Annotated in this window: 25 protein-coding genes; 23 read left to right on the forward strand and 2 right to left on the reverse strand. The window is 41.3% G+C overall.

Translation table 11 applies throughout. From position 1 onward, the window contains the following. Window positions 1–123 precede the first annotated feature (123 nt). The 3 genes from RP262_RS00370 (at window position 124) to RP262_RS00380 (ending at window position 2340) form a co-directional block, all read left to right on the forward strand. A complete protein-coding gene (locus RP262_RS00370) occupies window positions 124–621 on the forward strand; it encodes a carbonic anhydrase (protein ID WP_293826231.1) in 498 nt (165 codons plus the stop codon). Window positions 622–718: 97 nt separating this feature from the next. Beyond that, on the forward strand, window positions 719–1585 hold the full coding sequence (locus RP262_RS00375; protein WP_002911559.1) for an ABC transporter permease: 867 nt from the start codon (window positions 719–721) through the stop codon (window positions 1583–1585). Further along, a complete protein-coding gene (locus tag RP262_RS00380) occupies window positions 1582–2340 on the forward strand; it encodes an ABC transporter ATP-binding protein (RefSeq protein WP_002926225.1) in 759 nt (252 codons plus the stop codon). The genes RP262_RS00375 and RP262_RS00380 overlap by 4 nt, the downstream gene beginning before the upstream one ends. 150 nt (window positions 2341–2490) lie before the next feature. Here the strand turns inward: RP262_RS00380 and RP262_RS00385 are convergent, their stop codons facing one another. Then, entirely contained in the window at window positions 2491–3972 is a 1482-nt protein-coding gene (locus RP262_RS00385) for a M protein trans-acting positive regulator PRD domain-containing protein (RefSeq protein ID WP_311153984.1), read from the reverse strand. Window positions 3973–4262: 290 nt separating this feature from the next. Between RP262_RS00385 and RP262_RS00390 the strand changes: the two genes are divergently transcribed. The 5 genes from RP262_RS00390 (at window position 4263) to RP262_RS00410 (ending at window position 6209) form a co-directional block, all read left to right on the forward strand. Then, a complete protein-coding gene (locus RP262_RS00390; RefSeq protein ID WP_002920347.1) occupies window positions 4263–4502 on the forward strand; it encodes a GlsB/YeaQ/YmgE family stress response membrane protein in 240 nt (79 codons plus the stop codon). A 55-nt stretch (window positions 4503–4557) separates the two neighbouring features. Then, complete coding sequence (amaP, locus tag RP262_RS00395; RefSeq protein ID WP_311153926.1) at window positions 4558–5139, forward strand: alkaline shock response membrane anchor protein AmaP; 582 nt, start codon at window positions 4558–4560, stop codon at window positions 5137–5139. A gap of 11 nt (window positions 5140–5150) precedes the next feature. After that, complete coding sequence (locus RP262_RS00400) at window positions 5151–5321, forward strand: DUF2273 domain-containing protein (protein WP_002899156.1); 171 nt, start codon at window positions 5151–5153, stop codon at window positions 5319–5321. 17 nt (window positions 5322–5338) lie between these two features. Continuing rightward, the gene (locus tag RP262_RS00405) at window positions 5339–5929 is read left to right on the forward strand and encodes an Asp23/Gls24 family envelope stress response protein (protein ID WP_002907890.1); all 591 of its coding nucleotides are present in this window, start codon (window positions 5339–5341) and stop codon (window positions 5927–5929) included. 76 nt (window positions 5930–6005) lie between these two features. Further along, window positions 6006–6209: a CsbD family protein gene (locus RP262_RS00410; protein ID WP_002908609.1), complete on the forward strand. Its 204-nt coding sequence runs from the start codon at window positions 6006–6008 to the stop codon at window positions 6207–6209. Window positions 6210–6322: 113 nt separating this feature from the next. Here RP262_RS00410 and RP262_RS00415 read toward each other — a convergent pair whose 3' ends face one another. Further along, window positions 6323–7381 (reverse strand): TIGR00341 family protein, encoded by a 1059-nt coding sequence (locus tag RP262_RS00415; protein WP_004185237.1) that lies wholly within the window; start codon window positions 7379–7381, stop codon window positions 6323–6325. 1209 nt (window positions 7382–8590) lie between these two features. On the opposite strand from RP262_RS00415, the gene RP262_RS00420 reads away from it, so the two are divergent. The 15 genes from RP262_RS00420 (at window position 8591) to rpmH (ending at window position 22031) form a co-directional block, all read left to right on the forward strand. Further along, window positions 8591–9292: a hypothetical protein gene (locus tag RP262_RS00420; RefSeq protein WP_002926219.1), complete on the forward strand. Its 702-nt coding sequence runs from the start codon at window positions 8591–8593 to the stop codon at window positions 9290–9292. 21 nt (window positions 9293–9313) lie between these two features. Then, window positions 9314–9454, forward strand: a complete 141-nt coding sequence (locus tag RP262_RS00425; protein WP_311153927.1) for a hypothetical protein — start codon at window positions 9314–9316, stop codon at window positions 9452–9454. A gap of 222 nt (window positions 9455–9676) precedes the next feature. Continuing rightward, window positions 9677–9838, forward strand: a complete 162-nt coding sequence (locus RP262_RS00430; RefSeq protein WP_002908616.1) for a hypothetical protein — start codon at window positions 9677–9679, stop codon at window positions 9836–9838. A 264-nt stretch (window positions 9839–10102) separates the two neighbouring features. Further along, window positions 10103–11770, forward strand: a complete 1668-nt coding sequence (locus RP262_RS00435) for a ribonuclease J (RefSeq protein ID WP_311153928.1) — start codon at window positions 10103–10105, stop codon at window positions 11768–11770. Window positions 11771–11844: 74 nt separating this feature from the next. Beyond that, window positions 11845–12624: an alpha/beta hydrolase family protein gene (locus RP262_RS00440; RefSeq protein WP_311153929.1), complete on the forward strand. Its 780-nt coding sequence runs from the start codon at window positions 11845–11847 to the stop codon at window positions 12622–12624. 106 nt (window positions 12625–12730) lie between these two features. Continuing rightward, window positions 12731–14188: a glutamate--tRNA ligase gene (gene gltX / locus RP262_RS00445; RefSeq protein WP_311153930.1), complete on the forward strand. Its 1458-nt coding sequence runs from the start codon at window positions 12731–12733 to the stop codon at window positions 14186–14188. 89 nt (window positions 14189–14277) lie between these two features. After that, the gene (locus tag RP262_RS00450) at window positions 14278–14913 is read left to right on the forward strand and encodes a DUF6287 domain-containing protein (protein ID WP_311153931.1); all 636 of its coding nucleotides are present in this window, start codon (window positions 14278–14280) and stop codon (window positions 14911–14913) included. Window positions 14914–15088: 175 nt separating this feature from the next. After that, the gene (locus RP262_RS00455; protein WP_311153932.1) at window positions 15089–16288 is read left to right on the forward strand and encodes an argininosuccinate synthase; all 1200 of its coding nucleotides are present in this window, start codon (window positions 15089–15091) and stop codon (window positions 16286–16288) included. A gap of 14 nt (window positions 16289–16302) precedes the next feature. Next, on the forward strand, window positions 16303–17688 hold the full coding sequence (gene argH, locus RP262_RS00460; RefSeq protein ID WP_311153933.1) for an argininosuccinate lyase: 1386 nt from the start codon (window positions 16303–16305) through the stop codon (window positions 17686–17688). Window positions 17689–17836: 148 nt separating this feature from the next. Further along, window positions 17837–18196 carry a ribonuclease P protein component gene (gene rnpA, locus RP262_RS00465; RefSeq protein ID WP_002928077.1) on the forward strand — a complete coding sequence of 120 codons (360 nt, stop codon included), beginning with the start codon at window positions 17837–17839 and terminating at the stop codon, window positions 18194–18196. Continuing rightward, the gene (locus tag RP262_RS00470) at window positions 18180–18995 is read left to right on the forward strand and encodes a YidC/Oxa1 family membrane protein insertase (RefSeq protein ID WP_311153934.1); all 816 of its coding nucleotides are present in this window, start codon (window positions 18180–18182) and stop codon (window positions 18993–18995) included. The genes rnpA and RP262_RS00470 overlap by 17 nt, the downstream gene beginning before the upstream one ends. A 21-nt stretch (window positions 18996–19016) precedes the next feature. Beyond that, window positions 19017–20042, forward strand: a complete 1026-nt coding sequence (jag, locus tag RP262_RS00475; protein ID WP_311153935.1) for an RNA-binding cell elongation regulator Jag/EloR — start codon at window positions 19017–19019, stop codon at window positions 20040–20042. Next, window positions 20014–21108 carry a DUF6287 domain-containing protein gene (locus RP262_RS00480; protein ID WP_311153936.1) on the forward strand — a complete coding sequence of 365 codons (1095 nt, stop codon included), beginning with the start codon at window positions 20014–20016 and terminating at the stop codon, window positions 21106–21108. Before jag ends, RP262_RS00480 begins: the two co-directional genes overlap by 29 nt. 17 nt (window positions 21109–21125) lie before the next feature. After that, a complete protein-coding gene (locus RP262_RS00485) occupies window positions 21126–21758 on the forward strand; it encodes a ribonuclease P (RefSeq protein ID WP_223337714.1) in 633 nt (210 codons plus the stop codon). A gap of 138 nt (window positions 21759–21896) precedes the next feature. Beyond that, window positions 21897–22031, forward strand: coding sequence for a 50S ribosomal protein L34 (rpmH, locus tag RP262_RS00490; protein ID WP_002893904.1), 135 nt, complete (start codon window positions 21897–21899; stop codon window positions 22029–22031). The last annotated feature ends 13 nt before the right edge of the window (window positions 22032–22044 follow it).

A 22044-nucleotide genomic window follows, 5' to 3' on the forward strand; every position in this document is an offset into this window, starting at 1 on the left:
GGCTAGATGCTGGATTTATCTGTCCTATTTTTTTACAACAAAGTCGAGAACTGACAAATAGCAGAAAAGATGGTAAGATAATATAAAATTATTTGAAGGTCAAAGTACCAGTAAGGGGAAAGAATGTCATATTTTGAAAACTTTATGAAGGCCAATCAAGCTTATGTCGATCTGCATGGAACGGCACATCTGCCGATCAAGCCCAAGACCAAGGTAGCCATTGTAACCTGCATGGACTCTAGGCTCCACGTGGCTCAGGCTCTAGGACTGGCACTAGGAGACGCCCATATCTTGCGCAATGCCGGCGGTCGGGTAACAGAGGACATGATTCGCTCGCTGGTTATTTCGCAGCAACAGCTAGGAACGCGGGAAATCGTAGTTTTGCATCATACAGACTGCGGGGCACAGACATTCAAGAATGAGGAGTTTACGGCCTATCTTCATAAAGAACTAGGTGTGGATGTCAGTGATCAGGACTTTTTGCCCTTTACAGATGTAGAGGAAAGTGTGCGCGAGGATATGGTCTTGCTGCGGCAGTCACCGCTGATTCCAGCTGATGTAGAAATCTCTGGAGCGGTTTACGATGTAGATACTGGTCGGATGACAGTTGTTGAGGAATAGTTGGGAAGTCAATTTCTTTGTCTGCGCATCGGCATTGAAATTGGCTCCTTTTTTATGTTAAAATAGAGAAACGATTTTAATTAGTTAGGACAATGTTATGATTCTTTCCATTATTTCTCAGGGACTAGTTTGGGCCGTTTTAGGTCTAGGTATTTTTATGACCTTCCGGATTCTGGGCTTTCCTGATATGACGACTGAAGGCTCTTTCCCTTTGGGCGGGGCGGTGGCCGTTACTTTGATTACTAAGGGAGTCAATCCTTTTCTGGCAACAGCAGCGGCCGTTTTAGCGGGCTGTGCTGCGGGTGCAGTGACAGGTCTGCTCTATACCAAGGGGAAAATTCCGACCTTACTTTCTGGGATTTTGGTCATGACCTCCTGCCACTCTATCATACTGATGCTGATGGGTCGTGCCAATCTAGGGCTTTTAGGCAGCAGTAAGATTCAGGATGTTCTACCATTTTCAGGGGAAGTCAATGACCTGCTGACTGGTTTAATTTTTGTCAGCTTAGTGATTGTGGCCCTGCTCTTTTTCTTGGATACCAAGCTAGGACAAGCCTATATCGCGACCGGAGATAATCCGGATATGGCTCGCAGTTTTGGTATCAATACCGGCCGTATGGAATTGATGGGACTGATTCTGTCAAATGGCTTGATTGCTCTGGCTGGGGCGCTGATTGCCCAGCAGGAAGGCTATGCAGATGTGTCCCGCGGGATTGGAGTAATCGTTGTCGGTCTGGCCAGTCTTATCATCGGCGAGGTGCTCTTCCAGAGTCTGACCTTGGCAGAGCGTCTGATTACCATTGTAGTTGGTGCGATTGCCTATCAGTTCTTGATCTGGGGCGTCATTGCTCTCGGCTTCAATACCAACTATCTCCGTCTCTACAGCGCGGTGATTCTGGCCGTCTGTCTCATGATTCCGACCCTGAAAAATAAATTCTTTAAAGGAGCCAAGTTAAGCAAATGACAGCGATTGTAGAATTAAGAAATGCAACCAAGCTTGTAAAGAGCGGCTTTGATGAAGAAAAAATCATCCTAAATGATGTTTCGCTAGACATTCACGAGCATGATTTTATTACGATTTTAGGTGGCAATGGAGCCGGAAAGTCAACCCTGTTCAATGTCATCGCCGGCACTCTGCCTCTGACCAGCGGCAGCATTCATATCTTGGGTGAAAATGTCACTCATTTTTCACCAGAAAAGCGGGCCAAGTACCTGTCCCGTGTCTTTCAGGATCCTAAGATGGGAACGGCTCCGCGGATGACAGTGGCGGAAAATCTTCTCATTGCCAAATTCCGAGGTGAAAAGCGTGGCTTGGTGCCCCGTGGGCTCAACAGTTATAGGGAAGAGTTTCAGGCGACGATTGAGAAAATCGGTAATGGTCTGGATAAGCATCTGGATACGCCGATTGAATTTCTCTCTGGCGGGCAAAGACAGGCTTTGAGCCTGCTCATGGCAACGCTCAAGCGACCAGAGCTTTTGCTTCTGGATGAGCATACTGCAGCACTGGATCCTAAGACCAGTGTAGCCTTGATGGAGCTGACCAATGAGTTTGTCAGTCGTGACCGCCTCACAGCCCTTATGATTACCCATCACATGGAGGATGCCCTCAAATACGGCAACCGACTAATCGTTATGAAAGACGGGCAGATTATTCAGGACTTAAATAAAGACGAGAAAGCCAAGATGACCATCGCAGACTACTATGGCTTGTTTGAATAGGCTTTCTCAGAGTTTTGTAAAAACAAGAAAAAGAATATGTGCTAAATAATGTACTGCTCCCACAAAGTTAGACAATTAATGCTCAAAAGGCACTCATAGATTAATAAAAACCGCTAGATTGCGGTTTTTTTGTTATCAAAATAGTCTAAATCACTCATCTAAGCGAATAAACATCATTGCGTTAAGTAAGGAGATGAGTGCGACCGTATTAATATTATTGGAATAGATCAGTCTTTTGTTCTCAATGGGTGGAATAATAAAATTAGAAATGATGATATCGTAAGGTGATTCTTTTAAAGAATCGATTGATAATTCTAATTTATTCCAAACCTCAAGTTCAAAATTGTTGCTGCAATAATAAGAAAGTGTCTCTGCTACTGATCTTGCATGATACTGATCAAAATTACTCATGACTAAAACTTTTAATTTAGGCTGATTTTGTAAAAGGTTCAGCACTAAATGTTTGCTGTGAGTAATAAAAGTATAGGATAGATGGTTGACTTTCATTGGTGTGCTATGGATATCCAAAGTCTCTAGATAATGTTCAATCCCTTTTTTAATATCTGAAACAAATTGAGGGAAAATATTTTGAAAGTTCTTGATTGTATTCCCTTTTTGATCAAACAGAATAAATTCTGTAGATAGTTCCTGACGGTGCAGATGTGCTGTATTATGCAAATGCCAAATAAGATTGTCATTATTGTCTATTTTTAGATTATATTTGCTTTCTATCTGATCAATTAAATCACTTAATAATTGATACGAATTTTTTACATAGCTGTCTGTTTTTGCGCAGCTCATAAATAGATTTTCATCAATGAAAAACATTTTTTGAAAATAGGAGACAAATAGTTGGCCTATCACTTCTTTATTCAAAGAGATATGATATTCAGAATCAAAGCTCTCTACAATGTCTTCGATTCCTTCTGCCTGCATGAAAGATTCTAACAATTGATTGTTAAAAGAATCTTTCTCAACTTCCAAGAAATGACCAAACTTTATTCGATATAAATTTGTAACTAGGAGCAATTTTAACATTCTTTGAGTTGCGAAATTGACAGGAAATGCAGTTTCTTTATAGACCAGTGCTAACAGCTCACACAAAGGTTCTACTGAAAAATCTGTAAAGGGCCATTCAAGAAAATAATATTTTTCCGAAAAATATTGTGCAAAAAAATAACGGATATCAATCTCATCTCCAATAATCCGAGCAGGATTGAGACTAATTTTAAAATTATATTGCTTTTTTATAATTTTGTTAATATGACTGATTATACGATAGAGTGAGGAAGAGCTTATATAAAACTCTTTGCAAATACTCTCAGTTTCGTATCCTTCATTAAAGAAGATGAATTCTAAAATTGAAAAATGGGTTGAATGCTTAAAAAAATGGTGATAGACCATCTCAATATCACTATCATCGGTATTAATGATACGTATGCCATTAGTAGACGAGTGAAAAATCAATTCAGGAAACGCAGACTTGACATGAGATAAATCATCTTTTACTGAACGTTCTGTACAATTCAATAGTTCAGCCAACTCAGAAATATGAAACCAGCGTTTGTTTTTAAATAGTAGCTCTAATAGTTCTAATTGTCTGTGGCTCTTTTTAGACAGTAATTCTCGCATTAAAATATTATCTTTCTTTATATATTGTTTTATTATCAGGCAATTATACCATATTTTATGCATTTAACCTCGTCTAACAACTTTAAAATATATAAAAATGCTGATAAAAGCCTATAGAACAATGCATTCTCATTTTAACGTATCTATAGTGCAAATAAACGGGAAGAAAACCAAGTTGAATTATTATGTTTCCAAGTTGGAAAATTATATAATTATGTTAATCAAAAAATAATAGTAAAAAATATTATTAAACAATTTTGATTTAGAAAAAATTAGAAAGGAGAATCAATATGCTTTGGTCTATTATTGTTGGAGGAGTTATTGGTCTTATTGCTGGATCAATCACTAAAAAAGGCGGCTCAATGGGTGTTATTGCAAACGTTGTTGCAGGTTTAGTTGGTTCTGCTGTCGGTCAGTCACTTTTGGGAACTTGGGGTCCTAGTTTGGCTGGTATGGCCTTGCTTCCTTCTATCATTGGTGCAGTTATTGTAGTAGCTGTTGTATCATTTTTTGTAGGTAAAAATGCATAAATTGTCTTTTTACTTTCAAAATACAATTTAAAATTTAATGATGTGAGGATTCAATATGTCAAAATCAAGAAAAATACTTTCCCTTATTTTCTGTATTTTAATCTTGACAATTTTGATTCCTGTTTTGCTAGACTTTCATAAAGTCAGCGGTCTGGGGCTCCAGTTATTTAGCTGGAAGATATTCACTTGGAAGCAGATTCCTTTTGTGGGTTACTATCTTTCTAGGTATGTTTTCTGGGGCACTGTGGTTTTAGCAAGCTTAATCTTACTACTAATGTTAGTGATAGTTTTTTATCCTAAGAGACGTTTGGAAATTCAGCTAGCTGATGCGGATGGGAAACTGATGCTGAAAAATTCAGCCATTGAAGGGTTTGTTCGTAGTCTGTTAACAGAACACGGTTTAATTAAAGATCCTGCAGTTTCAGTAAATAGCCGTAAAAACAAATGCATGGTTTCTGTTAAAGGGGCAATCGTTCCTTCGGAAAACATCATCAAGAGAAGTCAGTTGATTCAAGAAGAAATTGCGTCTGGATTGACAGAATTCTTCGGAATCAATCATAATGTCAAGCTTAGAATCTCTGTCTCAGACTTCAAGCCAAAAGAAGCGGCTAAAAAAACTACTAGTCGTGTAAAGTAAGGAAGTAAAAAATGGAATGGTTTAAAAAATATCAATATCCAATCTTGTCTGGATTAGCAGGCATTATTCTAGCGTGTTTTATCCTATCCTTTGGCTTCTTTAAGACTCTATTTGTCTTGATTTGCGCTACTCTAGGGGCAGGAATCGGATATTATATTCAAAACAAAAATATATTTAAATAAGAATAAAGGAGTTTAACATGTCAAATAAAGATGTTAAAGATGTTGCAAAAAAAGAAGTTGCTCAAGCAGCTCATGAAGTAAAAGGTGAATTGACTTACGATGATAAGGTCATTCAAAAAATTATCGGTCTCTCTTTAGAAAAAGTTTCAGGTTTACTGGCTGTTGACGGTGGCTTTTTCTCTAATATAAAAGATAAATTGGTCAACTCTGACAATGTGACTCATGGTGTCAATGTTGAAGTTGGTAAAGAACAAGTAGCTGTTGACTTGAATGTTGTTGCAGAATATCAAAAGAATGTTCCTGCTTTATACAAAGAAATCAAGAAAGTTGTTGTAGAAGAAGTTTCTAAGATGACTGATTTGGAAGTTGTTGAAGTAAATGTCAATGTTGTTGATATTAAAACGAAAGAACAACACGAAGCGGATTCAGTAAGCCTTCAAGACCGAGTGACAGATGTTGCTGAATCAACAGGTGAATTTGCTTCAGAGCAATTCGAAAAAGCAAAATCTGGCATTAGCGGTGGCTTCTCAGCTGTTCAAGAAAAAGTTGGCGATGGTGTAGAGGCTGTTAAAGATGCTGCATCAAATGAAAAAGCTCGCGTTCGTTAATTCTCTAACCAAGATTAGGAATTCTTATATTCTTTCATTGCTTTAAAAATGGAAACTAACAACGGAGGTATCAATTATGTCTACAGAAGAAAAATTCAACCAAGCTAAAGGTTCTGTTAAAGAAGGCCTAGGCAAATTAACTGGTGATAAAAAAACAGAAAAAGAAGGAGCTGCTGAAAAAGTAGTTTCTAAAGTTAAAGAAGTTGCAGTAGATGCCAAAGATGCTGTTGAAGGCGCAATCGAAGGCGTTAAAAACATGGTTAAAAAAGACGAAAAATAAAACCAATAGTTGATTTTCCTTATAAAAAAGTCTTTGTTAACTATAGTAACTAAAAAGAGAGAACATTTAATCCTGTTCTCTCTTTTTTGTGTATTTGGCAAGGGAAATTGTTTCTATTCCTTGTTTTTAGTTGGAGTTTCTTTCTTCTCCTTCTCCTTATCAATTTTTTGAAGTTCATGGTCATTTTTATATTGAATAATATACTCAACGATGTCTTTTTCGGTTAAGCGGTCATTGGATAATTGTGAAATTTGAATTGAAATATTTTTCAAACCATAATCGTTTTGTTTACTAAGAATTTCTTTCACTTTCTCATCTGAAAGATAGTTTCCTGAAATAGTTAACTTTAAAGTATTATCTTCTTTATCATAGTTCTTTTTTAGGATTGTGTTGTCTTTAAACTGATCAGATAAGTATTTATTTATAGATTCATTGATTAAGGTCTCTCTCACTAAGGTAGTCGCTGAAACCAAACTTGGAATAATAAGAATAAGCGAAACTAGAATTAATATTTTTCGCATTTTATAGGCTTCTTGATTGTGTTTAATGTAATGATTTTTCACCATAGTTAAGCTCGTCCCTATGTATGTAGCAAGCATAATAAAACTACAGTTAATGAAAAATAAGTACGATGCTCCTAACATAAACTCAAAGTTTCCCGTTGCTATAGCATAACCGACAGTACATACTGGGGGCATAAGAGCTGTTGCGATAGCAACTCCAGGTACAATGTTATTTGCTTCTTTTTTTCGTGCTCCAATAACTCCAGCTACCCCACCCACAAAAGCTATAACTATATCCCAAATTGTTGGTGAAGTTCTGGAAATAATTTCTGAACTTGCATAAGAAATTGGAGAAATAAAAAAATAAATCGTAGATGCTAAGAGGCTTAAGAAAACTTGAATAGAAAGAATTTTAAACGACTTTCTGAGCAGTTTCATATCTAGTATTGCTAATGAAAAACCAATTCCAATAATAGGTGTCATTAATGGAGAAATCAACATTGCCCCAATGATAACTGGAGTGGAATCCATGTTTAAGCCAATAGATGCAATCAACATTGCACATAACAAGGTAGCTAAATCGCTTCTTGATAAATCTAAATCATCGTAGAGCCTATCTCTAAATTCAACTAAAGAATAAAGTTTATCCTCTTTTAAAATTTTTCTCATAATAGTATTCCCCTTATTAAAGTTCTCTAAAATCTAAATTCATGCAAAGCAATGAATGAAATAAGTAATATTCCAAATAAAATACCGGAAGAGGTATATAACCGTTATTTATTTTAACATAAAAATATTACGATTAGAATCTAATTTCTGAGAAGAGGTTTCTTAACATTCTTACTGGATTAAAAAAGCAACATATACTGAATTATTAACCAAATAACAAAAATTAGTTTGTCACGGCCTTTTTTCTTTGTGTAACTACTTTTTCAAAATTCTTAAAATATTTTTGTATTTTTAATGTGTAAACGCTTGCAAAAATCTAAATAGAGTACTATAATAGAGTTAAGGAAATAGAAAGAAAGGAAACCAAATTCATTCGCTTTTAAGTTTACTTTGTTGGTATAGTTGTTTGTAATACATAAGTAGTTGCTTTACTTGACATATTGGTTGAATTGTCAGACAGGCCTGCTTAGCTTGCCTGATTGTAACGATAGTATAGAAAGTAGAAGCTTTTAGATGGTTTTCAAACTTCGAGAATTCAATCAATAGTGCTTTATTATGTTATAGAGATTTCCAATGCTAAGATAAAAAGAAAATCATTAGCGGTTGAAGGAATTAAAAGTTTATAAAAAATAATAAAAACAATAAATAGAAAATTGTTATTCAGTTACACCTTGGATGAACTGATTGCTCTCATACCAGCGAAGTAAACCAGACCTCTAGCCGAGTAAAGCTAGAGGTCGTTTTTTTGCTACGATTGGCATGCCGTGTATCTGGGGTGAGAGCCCTCTGGGGCCTGTTTTCTTGTACTTTGCAAGTATAAGATACCGTTGACGGGAAAGGGTTTTCATTGTATATTTATATTAGGGATGATGATTGGAAAACAATTAGCAGTTAGGAGGGTATGATTATGCCGATTATAAGAAAAGTTCAAGTGTATCTTTTGCTTCTGTTTTTCTCTTTGAACAGTGTCTTGCCAAGTCAGATTGTCTTTGCGGAATAGTGGCAGAATGGTGTCTAAAGATTTGATTGACAAATACCGCTGGATTTCGCTGATTCAGTACAATGGCATGCGGGTCAGCAAGCGGATGCTCCGATACTATGGTGTTGACTGGTGATAAGCAATTTGCAAGACCATGTGAGCCAATAAAAGGTGAGAAACCCGAATATCATACAGCTTGATATTCGGGTTTTTGGAAAGGTAAAGAGAAAATGAAGCTGAAAAAAGAAAAATGTCGGCACCAGCTGTTTGACTATGAGGCCGACTATGTCATCTGCCCGGCCTGCGGTGAGCCTATTGCGGAGAATATACCGAATAATCCCAATTTCAAGCTGCAGATGATTCGGCGAAGTCGGAAGTATAAAAGATTTTTAAGGTGGAAAAAAGGTTATTTCTTTTTCTTGTTTTTAATATTATTTTTAATGTTATTCATTATCTTCAATTATCAATTCTTGGATAGTTTAGTGATTAAAAGCTACGGGATTACAGGTATTGATTCTTTTGAGCCTATTCTCAAATGGAGCTTCTACCCCTTCAAAGATGTTGTAGAGACAGCGGCCGTCCTCACTTTTATTCTTGCAGGACCTCAGCTTGATAGACGAGAATGGCTGAGACGCTGGCATCTTCAAAAGCATGCACATTACTATTTGGCATCATATCTGTATCCAGTAATCAGAGTAGCAAATTATATTCTGTTAATTTATCTAGGCAGTGAATTTTGGAGTAAGCTTATTTATTTAGAACAGATGGACTTGTTGAATTATCACTTAGGTGGTCAGGAACTGATTTACGCTAGCGCGGTCTATGCTAAGGAAAATCTTCGCGGCCTCTACATTGTGCTGGGCCTTAATTTTCTTGCAGACTGCTGGCTCTTTTTCTACCAGCGCTTGGCTATACGGGTTAATCGATTTTAGGATTCAGGAAAGAGAGTAGATATGAAAAAAACAAAATGCCGCCACCAACTGTTTGACTATGAAGCCGACTATGTCATTTGTACGGCCTGCCTCTTTCTGCCTCTGATCTTTCCTTGCCATATCGGTCTTTGGGTAGCAGTGATTGGAATTTTGGCGACCTAAATCCTGCCCGACTTTCTCAGTAATCCCAATCATGATTTTGTTTCGGCTGATCTCAGCCCCATCGATTTTCCTCATTTGATTGAGCGGCTGTTTCTTCTGGACATTATCACTTTTGGGTAGAAGTTGATTGGGCTTTCCGAGTATTTCGGAAATGAAAATTTCTCCCCCCTGTCTGTCCTTCTGCCCTACACTCCTTGTAATAAGCTAGAACGTAGATTTTCAATGAGGTTTCTGCTTATAGAGGTAGCGCTTCCGATTCTAAGCTTGATAGCTAGCCTGCTGTTCTTTTCTGCTCATGCTCTGGCAACGGTCGGGCTGGCTTTCTTGGTTACAGCTGCGATAATGGTTTATTTTGTCCGTTTTAATCTGACTGGCAAAGCCTAACCCTAAAAAGGGACAGTTTGCGGCTGTTTCTTTTTTGCTGTCGGTGTGTTTTTTCGTGGTTAGAAAAATAGCTTCATTCTAAGTGACAATGGAAAAACAATTTTTCTTTGTTTTGAAAAAACATGAAAAAATGCTATAATAGGTTAGATATGCGAACCTTAGGTTTGCAAGACTGTAATTCGACTTGGCTAGCCAAGGACCGTTAGTAATAAAATAAAGAATCTTTGATAAAAGTGAGGTTCTGAAAATTGAATAGGAGAAAAAATGAGCAAGAGCAATATTAAACTGATTGCTTTAGGCGGCGTACGTGAAAATGGTAAAAACCTCTACGTTGCCGAAGTGGATGATTCCATTTTTGTATTGGATGTTGGGTTGAAGTACCCAGAAAATGAGCAGTTGGGTGTGGATTATGTCGTTCCCAACATGGACTATTTGTTTGAAAACAAGAAGCGGATTGCGGGTGTCTTTCTGACGCACGGCCACGCAGATGCGATTGGCGCTCTGCCTAATCTTTTAGCAGATGCTAAGGTGCCGGTTTTCGGATCAGAGTTGACGATTGAGCTAGCTAAGCTGTTTGTCAAAAACAATGATGCGGTTAAGAAGTTCAATGATTTCCATGTGATTGATGAAAATACCGAGATTGAATTTGGCAAAACCGTGGTTTCTTTCTTCCGGACGACTCACTCGATTCCTGAGAGTTTGGGAGTTGTCATCAAGACCAGAAAAGGCAGTATCGTTTATACAGGTGATTTCAAGTTTGACCAGTCTGCCAGTCCGTCCTATGCGACAGATTTTGGCCGTCTGGCTGAGATTGGCCGCGAGGGTGTTCTGGCCTTGCTCAGTGATTCAGCTAATGCGGACAGTAGTGTTCAGGTGGCTAGCGAGAGCGAGGTTGGCAAGGAAATCGAAGATACGATTGCCGACTGGGATGGCCGCGTGATTGTGGCGGCGGTTGCCAGCAACTTGTCTCGTATCCAGCAGGTCTTTGATGCAGCTGCTGAGACTGGCCGCCGAGTAGTTTTGACAGGCTTTGATATTGAAAATATCGTTCGTACGGCTATCCGCCTCAAGAAGCTGTCCTTGGTGGACGAACGCCTCTTGATCAAGCCCAAGGAAATGTCTAAGTTTGAAGATCATGAGCTGATTATCTTGGAGACTGGCCGGATGGGTGAGCCTATCAATGGCCTGCGCAAGATGTCGATCGGACGTCACCGCTATGTGGAAATCAAGGAAGGCGATTTGATTTACATCGTAACGACGCCGTCAATTGCCAAGGAAGCGGTCGTGGCTCGCGTGGAAAATATGATTTATCAAGCGGGTGGCATTGTCAAGCTGATTACCCAAAACCTGCGGGTTTCAGGTCACGCAAATGCGCGTGATTTGCAGCTCATGATTAACCTGCTGCAGCCTAAGTACCTATTCCCGATTCAGGGTGAGTACCGCGGCTTGGATGCTCATGCCAAGGCTGCCATGGAAGTTGGCATGCTGCCGGAAAATATCTTCATTCCTAAGCGGGGCAGCATCATGGAATACGACCATGGTGATTTTGTGCCTGCTGGTGCAGTATCAGCTGGAGATGTCATGATTGATGGAAATGCGATTGGCGATGTGGGAAATATCGTCCTGCGTGATCGCAAGGTCTTGTCTGAAGACGGTATTTTCATCGTGGCACTCACGGTTAACCGTAAGGAAAAGAAAATCATTTCCAAGGCTAAAGTACACACCCGTGGATTTGTCTATGTGAAGAAGAGCAGAGATATTTTGCGCGAAAGCTCTGATATTATCAATAAAACAGTGGAAGATTATCTGGCGCAGGATAGCTTTGACTGGGGTGAGCTGAAGGGTGCTGTCCGTGACAGTCTGGCCAAATATCTCTTTGACCAAACCAAGCGTCGCCCAGCTATTTTGCCGGTCGTTATGGAAGTGCGGTAAAAATCTGAACACAAATACAAGAAAAGTCGGGCTTCGGCTTTTTCTTGTCAGGAAGATACGAAGGAGAAATGCGAATGGCAGTGATGAAAATAGAGTATTATTCTGAGGCTTTGGAGATGGAATGGGGTGTCAATATCCTCTATCCGGACGCAGCTCGTGTGGACAAGCCGGATGATAAGGACATTCCTGTTTTGTACCTGCTTCATGGTATGAACGGGAATCACAATAGCTGGCTCAAGCGCTCAAATATTGAACGTCTGGTTCGCTCGACTAACCTGATTGTTGTCATGCCTAATACCAGCAACGGCTGGTACACCGATACTCAGTACGGCTTTAACTATTACGAAGCCATCGCTGAGGAGCTGCCTCGGGTACTCAAGCGCTTTTTCCCAAATATGTCAGATAAGCGGGAGAAGAATTTCATTGCTGGTCTTTCCATGGGCGGATACGGAGCCTTTAAGCTGGCTCTCAAGTCTAACCGCTTTTCATACGCGGCTAGCCTTTCTGGCGCTTTGAGTTTTCTTGATGCTCGACCAGATAATGCTGAAATGGCAACACCAGCCTATTGGCGGGGAGTCTTTGGAGACTATAAAGACTGGACCAGTAGCCCTCATTCGCTGGAAAGCATAGCCAAGCAATCTGATAAAAAGACCAAGCTTTGGGCATGGTGCGGCGAAGAGGATTTTCTCTACGAGGCTAATCAGGAGGCAGTAAAAAACCTGCAAGACTTGGGCTTGGATATTACTTACAGCCACAGTCCAGGTAAGCACGAGTGGTATTACTGGGAAAAGCAGATGGAGAATGTGCTGGCTTGGCTTCCTATTGACTTCCAGCTGGAAGAGCGCCTGTCTTAAAAATAGACTGTAAAGTCGTATTATGCCTTCAGAGTATGATATAATGATTACGTTTGAAAATCGGAGTGGGAATAATTCCCCGAAATACAAATAGGAGAATGGAACTTTGACAAAAGCGATTCGAGTGCGTTATGCACCAAGTCCGACTGGACTTTTACACATCGGAAATGCGCGGACTGCGCTCTTTAACTACCTCTATGCTCGTCACTATGGCGGGACCTTCATTATCCGTATCGAGGATACAGACCGCAAGCGCCATGTAGAAGACGGGGAACGCTCACAGCTTGAAAACTTACGCTGGTTGGGTATTGACTGGAATGAAAGTCCTGAGACTCACGAAAACTACCGCCAGTCTGAGCGCTTGGATATTTACCAAAAATACGTCAATGAACTCTTGGAAAAGGGTTTGGCTTACAAGTCCTATGTGACTGAGGAAGAATTAGCGGCTGAACGTGAACGTCAGGAAGCAGCTGGTGAAACACCGCGTTATATCAATGAGTTTCTAGGTATGTCAGAGGAAGAAAAGGCAGCCTATATCGCTGAGCGAGAAGCAGCGGGGATCATTCCGACGGTTCGTCTGGCTGTCAATGAAGCTGGTGTCTACAAGTGGACTGACATGGTCAAGGGCGAAATTGAGTTCGAGGGCGGCAATATCGGTGGTGACTGGGTTATCCAGAAGAAAGACGGCTACCCAACCTATAACTTTGCTGTGGTTATTGATGACCATCTGATGGAAATTTCACATGTTATTCGTGGAGATGACCACATTGCCAACACGCCTAAGCAACTCATGGTTTATGAAGCTCTAGGCTGGGAAGCTCCAGAATTTGGGCACATGACCCTGATTATCAACTCTGAAACAGGTAAGAAGCTGTCCAAGCGCGATACCAATACCCTCCAGTTCATCGAGGATTACCGCAAGAAAGGCTACCTACCAGAAGCAGTCTTTAACTTTATTGCACTGCTGGGCTGGAATCCTGGTGGCGAGCATGAGATTTTCTCTCGCCAAGAATTGATTGAGCTCTTTGATGAAAAACGTCTCAGTAAGTCCCCAGCTGCCTTTGACCAGAAGAAGCTGGACTGGATGAACAACGAATACATCAAGAATGCAGATTTTGACACAATATTCGCTCTGGCTAAGCCATACCTGGAAGAAGCGGGCCGTTTGACAGATAAGGCAGAAAAGCTTGTGGAGCTCTACAAACCACAAATGAAGTCTGTAGACGAAATCGTGCCGCTGACAGACCTCTTCTTTGCGGACTTCCCAGAGTTGACAGATGCGGAGCGTGAGGTCATGGCTGGTGAAACGGTACCGACCGTGTTGACAGCCTTCAAAGAAAAGCTAGAAGCCATGTCTGATGCAGATTTTGTGACGGAGAATATCTTCCCACAGATCAAGGCTGTCCAAAAAGAAACAGGAATCAAAGGCAAAAACCTCTTTATGCCGATTCGGATTGCCGTTTCTGGTGAAATGCATGGACCAGAGCTGCCAGATACGATTTACCTGCTGGGCCGCGAAAAATCCATCCAGCATATCGAAAACATGCTGAATCAAATTCAATAAGATAAACCAGCTTTCGAGCTGGTTTTTACTTTGCAAATTTTTGTTTTTATGTCACAATTGTAATAATAAAATACCTTAAGGCGATAAAAATGAAAAAATGGATCATTATCTTGATTGGAGGGCTAGTAGCCTTACTCGTGCTAGTAACCTGTAACCAAAAGAAAGAGCAGACGAATCCTGCTTCCAACAATTCTAAAGTAAGTTCGACTAGTTCTGCATCTTCTAAAAAGTCTGAAAGAGGGGCCAGTTCGAGCGTACTTTCTAGCGACGCAGATAGTCAAGCAGCTTCTGATACAGGCCCTCAGCAGAATTCGGAAACAGAAAGCAAAAAGTCTACCAAGGGAGCCAGCAAAGAAGAGAAAGAGACGGCATCAACTTCTAGTTTGGATATGAAGGCTATTGCTTCTGGAGATTTTTCCAGCATGATTGGTACTTGGCAGGATGCCAAAGGGAACAGCTATACATTCGATGCATCTGGTATTGAGTCAGATGTTGCCAAGCTTGAGACAGGAGATTACGCTGGGCCAGATGAAAATGGGATTTTTCGAGCAGGAATTCGTTGGAAAAACCAAACCGGTGCTGCCTTTCTTATAATTCCAGCAGGAAAGAGTCTGCCAGCAGGGGAGACTGTCAATGGAACTGATCCGACTGATACCAGTCAAGATCGTTTCATCATCACCCAGAGCGTTTCCGAACATCCCGATGTTTTTTACCGTGTAAAATAAGGAGTCTTGACGGACTCTTTTTTTCTTGTTTTGAGTCCAGTATATAATATATTGATTTTGAATAAAAATCGATAAAACGCTTTTATTTTAATAAATATTAAATTTACTCTTGACATTCGCATTTTCATACAGTAGAATGTTTAAAAATAAAATGTAGAAGGATAGAGGTAATCGCATGGTTAAAGAGAAAGTCATTTTAGCGTATTCCGGCGGCTTGGACACTTCGGTGGCCATTACTTGGCTGGACAAGGATTATGATGTGATCGCGGTCTGTATGGACGTAGGTGAAGGAAATGATTTGGATTTCATTCATGACAAGGCGCTGAAAGTTGGCGCTATCGAATCACATGTTATTGATGTTAAAGACGAGTTTGCGGAAGACTACGTCTTGGTTGCTCTGCAAGGACACACCTTCTACGAACGAAAATATCCTCTAGTGTCCGCTCTGAGCCGCCCTTTGATTTCTAAGAAATTGGTTGAAATTGCCCACAAGACAGGAGCGACGACCATTGCCCATGGCTGTACGGGAAAAGGAAACGATCAGGTACGTTTTGAAGTCGCTATCGCATCCTTAGATCCCAGCCTCAAGGTCATTGCTCCTGTTCGGGAGTGGAAATGGTCTCGGGAAGAAGAAATCAATTATGCCAAAGCTAATGGTGTGCCAATTCCTGCAGATCTGGATAGTCCTTACTCAGTCGATCAAAACCTTTGGGGACGGGCCAATGAGTGTGGTGTCTTGGAAAACCCTTGGAATGAAGCACCGGAAGACGCCTATGATTTGACGGTTGCGCCAGAAGCAGCGCCAGACAGCCCAGTCTATGTAAATATTGACTTTGAGGCTGGCGTGCCAGTTGCTTTAGACGGTAAAAAGATGAAGTTGGCGGACTTGATTCTTGAGCTGAATGACTTGGCAGGACAACACGGTGTTGGGCGGATTGACCATGTGGAAAATCGTCTGGTAGGGATTAAGTCTCGGGAAATCTATGAATGCCCTGGGGCGGTGACTCTCTTGGCTGCCCACAAGGAAATCGAGGATCTGACTCTAGTCAGAGAATTGGCTCATTTCAAGCCGATTATCGAAAATGAGCTGTCTAATCTCATCTATAATGGTCTCTGGTTTAATCCAGCGACAGAAGCCTTGATTGCCTATCTCAAGTCCACCCAGCAGGTGGTCAATGGCACAGCTAAGGTGAAGCTTTATAAGGGGTCTGCGACAGTCGTAGCACGTAAGTCTGAGAATTCTCTCTACGACGAAAGTCTGGCTACCTATACCAGTGCAGATACTTTTGATCAGGATGCCGCGATTGGCTTTATCAAGCTGTGGGGGCTTCCATCTAAGGTTCACGCAGAGGTTCAGGCTCACAAGGACGAATAGAAAGGGGCTTTCCTATGGCGAATCATAAACTGTGGGGCGGACGTTTTGAAGCCTCTCTGGAGGGATGGGTAGAAGAGTTTGGCGCTAGCATTGGCTTTGACTATCGTCTGGCTCCTTATGATCTGCAGGGCAGCCTAGCCCATGTCAAAATGTTGGGGCAGACAGGAATCATTGCTCCAGAGGAAGCGGCTGCTATTCAGGCAGGCTTGGAAACGCTGCTGGCAAGTTATGAGTCTGGAGAACTTGAGTTTGATGTGCGTAATGAAGATATTCATATGAATATGGAGGCTCTTCTGACCGAGGAGATTGGGCCAGTAGCTGGTAAGCTCCATACGGCTCGCTCCCGTAATGACCAGGTGGCGACAGATATGCACCTTTATCTCAAGGATCAGCTCGGTCAGATTGCGGATAAACTCTTGAATTTGCGTCAGGTGTTGCTGGACTTGGCAGAAGAGCATGTAGAGACTATCATGCCAGGCTATACCCATCTGCAGCATGCTCAGCCGATTAGCTTTGCCCATCATCTGTTGGCCTATTATCAGATGTTCAGCCGGGATAGTCAGCGCTTTGCTTTTAATCTAGAGCATACCGATTTATCTCCTTTGGGAGCAGCGGCTCTGGCGGGGACAACATTTCCGATTGACAGGGAGCTGACGGCTGATTTGTTGGGCTTTAAAGGACTTTACCACAATTCCTTGGATGCGGTCAGTGATCGAGATTTTATCTTGGAGTTTCTATCTAACAGCAGCATTCTCATCATGCATCTGTCTCGTCTCTGCGAGGAGCTGATTAATTGGTGCAGCTATGAATATGGTTTTGTCAGCTTATCAGATACCTTTAGTACTGGATCTTCCATCATGCCGCAAAAGAAAAATCCGGACATGGCGGAGCTGATTCGGGGCAAGAGCGGCAGGGTCTATGGCCATCTCTTCAGTCTTCTGACGGTTATGAAATCCCTGCCCTTGGCCTATAATAAGGACCTGCAGGAAGACAAGGAAGGCATGTTTGATACAGTAGATACCATCCAAAAATCGCTGGATATTATGGCGGGTATGCTGTCTAGTATGACAGTAAACAAAGAAAAAATGCTGGTTTCAACTCAGCAGGATTTCTCCAATGCGACGGAGTTGGCTGATTATCTGGCCAAAAAAGGACTGCCTTTCCGGGAAGCCCATGAGATTGTCGGAAAGTTGGTGCTGGAATGCAGCAAGGCAGGCTATTATCTACAGGATATCCCGCTGAGCCGTTATCAGGAAGTGTCGTCGCTGATTGAGGAGGATATTTATCAAGCGCTTGAGTCGCAGACTGCTGTACAAAAGCGGAATTCCCTTGGCGGAACTGGATTTGCACAGATCCGTCAGGAGTTGGAAAGAGCGAAGAAACAGCTGGAAAAGGGATAAGATATAGGGAACATCGTAAGGGAATTGCGGTGTTTTTTAAGTGAATCGACCTTTTAAATATTTGCAAAAACGGCGTCATAGCGGCTCTTATTGGCATTTTCGAAAAATATGGTATAATAGATATAATTTTGGTGGATGGAGTTGAGTTTTGAGAAAAAACTATCGCGTCAAGAGCGAAAAAGATTTTAATGCGATTTTTAAAAAAGGGCAGAGTTTTGCTAATCGAAAATTTGTCGTTTACATGTTAGAAAAAGAGCAAAAGCATTTTCGAGTTGGAATTTCCGTCAGTAAAAAGCTAGGGAATGCAGTAGTTCGTAATCGTATTAAAAGAAAAATTCGCCATGTCTTGATGCAGCATCAAAAACAGTTAGTCCAGGCAGACTTCGTCGTTATTGCTCGCAAAGGAGTGGAAGAGTTGGACTACCACCAAGTTGAACAAAATTTATTGCATGTATTAAAAATTGCTAAACTTTATCAGGAAGGATTCATTTGTGAAACAGAAAAGTAAATTAGGGATTTTGCTGGTTGCCTCGCTGCTCTTTCTCACAGCCTGCGGAACTAGTCAAGTAACGGCCGATTCACATGGTTTCTGGGAGAAGCTGGTCTACTTCTTTGCGGACACCATTCGTTTTCTATCCTTTGGTGGAAGCAAGGGGATTGGGATTATTCTCTTTACCTTGATTATCCGGACAGTTCTCCTGCCAGTCTTCCAATTCCAGACCACTTCTTCACGCAAGCTGCAGGAAGTACAGCCGCATATTAAACAACTGCAGGAAAAGTATCCTGGTAAGGATATGGAGAGCAGAACAGCCTTGGCTGAGGAAACTCAAAAGCTCTACAAAGAAAAGGGTGTCAATCCTTATGCCTCATTCATTCCGCTCTTTATCCAGATGCCAGTGCTCTTGGCTCTGTTTCAAGCCCTGACTCGGGTTGAATTTATGAAAACAGGTCACTTCCTCTGGCTCAATCTAGGAGCGACAGATCCGACCTTTATTCTTCCGCTGTTGGCAGCTCTCTTCACTTTCTTCAGTACGTGGCTTTCAAACAAGGCCTTGCCTGAGAGAAATGGCGGGATGACAGTCATGATGTACCTGATGCCAGTGATGATTTTCTTTTTTGCCCTTTATGCGGCGAGCGGGGTAGCCCTCTACTGGGCGGTCTCAAATGCTTATCAGGTGGTTCAGACCTTGCTGCTGAGCAATCCTTTTAAAATCATTGCTGAGCGGGAAGCTAAGGAACGATCAGAGCGTCAATTGGAACAGAAAAAGAAACGTGCCCTGAAAAAAGCACAGAAAAAGAAAAAGTAAGTAAGAAGGAGGACTCTTGCAATGGTTATTTTTACAGGAGCAAGTGTTGAAGAAGCCATTCAAAATGGTTTGAAAACGTTGGATATTCCACGTATGAGAGCGCATATCACTGTTATTTCACGTGAGAAAAAAGGCTTTTTAGGCTTGTTTGGCAAGAAGCCAGCTCAGGTGGATGTCGAGCCGATTGCTGAGACGACAGTTGTTAAGGCCAATCAAAAGGCTGTAAAAGGTGTTCCCGAAGAGATTAACGCTCAGAATGAACCTGTGCAGTCTGTCAGTGAAGCGACGGTTGATTTGGGCCGTGTGGTAGCTGCTATCAAGAAGGTCGAAGGAGAAGGCGAAGTTATCTCAGATGAGGTCAAGGCTGAAATTCTCAAAAATGACAAGCAAGCTAATACGATTTTAGAAGAGACGGGCACCATTGATCTTCTCAAGACCAATCAAGCTATTGATGAGGCAGTTGCTCAAGCAGAAGCGGACGATAGCAAGGTTATCTCTTTTGAACAAGCGGCTAAAGACAAGGCTGAGCCGACAGAAACAGAAGAAAGCTCTTTTGCTGACTTAGGCATCCAAGTCGAAGCAGACTACGATATTGAAGAAGTGGTTGACAACGTAACGAACTATGTTCAGAAAATTGTTGATGAGATGGATGTTGAAGCGGGCATTTCCAGCAGCCACAACCGCCGTACCATTAACATGCAGATTGATACCAATGAACCGGGGCGCGTGATTGGCTACCACGGAAAAGTCTTGAAAGCTCTGCAGCTATTAGCGCAAAACTATCTTTATAACCGATACTCTAAGAGCTTTTATATTTCCATTAATGTCAATGACTATGTTGAGCATCGGGCTGAAGTGCTGCAAAGCTATGCGCAGAAACTGGCACAGCGGGCTTTGGAAGACCGACGCGGTCAGCACACAGACCCTATGTCTAACAGCGAGCGCAAAATTATCCACCGCATCATATCTCGCATCGATGGCGTGACTAGCTATTCCGAAGGCGACGAGCCAAACCGCTATGTCGTTGTGGATATTGACAGCGAATAAAAAGAAAGCCAGCAGAGATGCTGGTTTTTGTAGTAATAAACTAGGAGAAAGAATTATGAAGAAGAGAGTTTTTCTAATTATTTTAGGGTTAGCATTACTTGCTGCCTGTGGTCAAAAGAAAATAGAGAATCAGGATAATACTCCTGATTCGAGTAAGAGTGCATTGGACAAAGAGCAAAAGAGTTCTTCGATTTCAGTAGAACAAGATGAAAAATTATATGCTTCGACTTTGGATAAATTAACAAAAGATACTTCTGAAGGCCGTGCGCAGATATACACATTCTATGATATTGATAAAAATGGGACGAATGAACTAATCACAGGACATCATTCTGACGGGGCTTATTATTTAGCGGCTATTTATTATTTGAATCAAGGAACATCAACTTATTTAGCTCAATCAAAAGTAGCTTCAGCAGGTGGAAGTCGAGAAAGCGCCACAATATATACAGATGGAACAGTCTTTTATGCTCAATGGCACTCTCTAAGTCCTGATGCTAAGGGTTATCTTTATCGACTGAGATCTGATAATAGTGGTATAGATGTGCTAAAAGAAGCAGATTTTCAAATAGCAGGTGTAGATTCAAATTCTGAAAAAAGCGTAGATTCAGTTTTTGGGTTAGCTTCTAAAAAAGAAGTTGATCTATCTTCGTTAACTTGGAAAGATATTGAATCTTATCAATCAAAAAGCTCCATAGGAGCAGAGGACAATCCAGAAATTTCAAATCAAATGGATTTATCGAGCATTCAAAACGGTGATTTCTCAAGTATTGAAGGTACGTGGAAAAATGGAAATGGAGAAGAGCTGACCTTTGATAAAAATGGTTTGGTGACTAATGGGCTAAAATTAGGAAATCAGTTTAAAATGGTCAACTCCTATTTAGAGGGTGGTGTATCCTATGGTGGTCCGGGTGCAGCAATATTATTTATTCCTGCTGGTGTAGATATGACTATGACTTTGGATAATCAAAAAATAATGGATGCTTCTAATCGTAAGAGGGACAGGATTCTTATCACGCAAAGTGTTAACGTTAATAAGTCAGAAGTATTCTATTATAAAGAGTAAAAAAGAAAGGATTTTTTATGTCACTTTTTCCAGCTATTGAAAGTTATCTGCCTCATCAAGGGGCTAAGTATATATCTCCAGACAAGGCAGAGCAGTTGCGTGAGTCTATGTTGGAGCTAAGAGCTAAGGGCCAGGCGGCACGCAAGGAATTTGCGGATTTGGTCAAGGATTTTCAGAGCCTCTATCCTAAGCTGACCTTGGAGCGAACCAGCCAGTGGATGAATCAAGCGCAGATACTGCGGCCCCATTTTTGGAATTATCTTAAAGGCTATGGAGAAATCACAGAACCGATGTTTGCTCTGCGCTTGTATGGAACTGCAGAAGATTTTGGGGTATCGCTGGAGGTGAGCTTCATGGAGCGCAAGAAAGATGAGCACAGCCTCAGCAAGCAAAATCGGGTCTTGGAGTTGCCTATTCAGTCGCCAGCTTACTATTTTGCTCAGATAGATGGTGTGAGTCAGCGCTTTGAAGGAACAGAGGAAAATCGCCAGTTCCTTACTCGGCAGTTAGCGGCCGGTCAGGTTCGTAAGGTCTTAGTCAAATACGATATTCCCCTTTCTCAGGCTGCTTCAAGAGAGCAAGTGCTGTCCCAGCTGCAGGAGGCCATGACAGCCTTGATTCCCTTTTATGAAGCGACTCGGGTTATATGATTACGTTTACAAAGAGAAAGTTATTTAAGTAAGTATTGACAAAAGCCCCAGAATCATATAGAATAGTAAAGTATGTTTAGTAACTGATCACAACTAGCCGGCTAAACGAATACAAGAATCTAAGAGGAGGTATTCATCGTGAAACGTACTTATCAACCAAGTAAAATCCGTCGTGCGCGTAAACATGGTTTCCGCCACCGTATGTCAACTAAAAACGGTCGTCGTGTATTGGCAGCTCGCCGTCGTAAAGGACGCAAAGTTTTGGCTGCTTAATCCAAACGATTTA

The sequence above is a fragment of the uncultured Streptococcus sp. genome, from assembly GCF_963456385.1.
Classification (GTDB): domain Bacteria; phylum Bacillota; class Bacilli; order Lactobacillales; family Streptococcaceae; genus Streptococcus.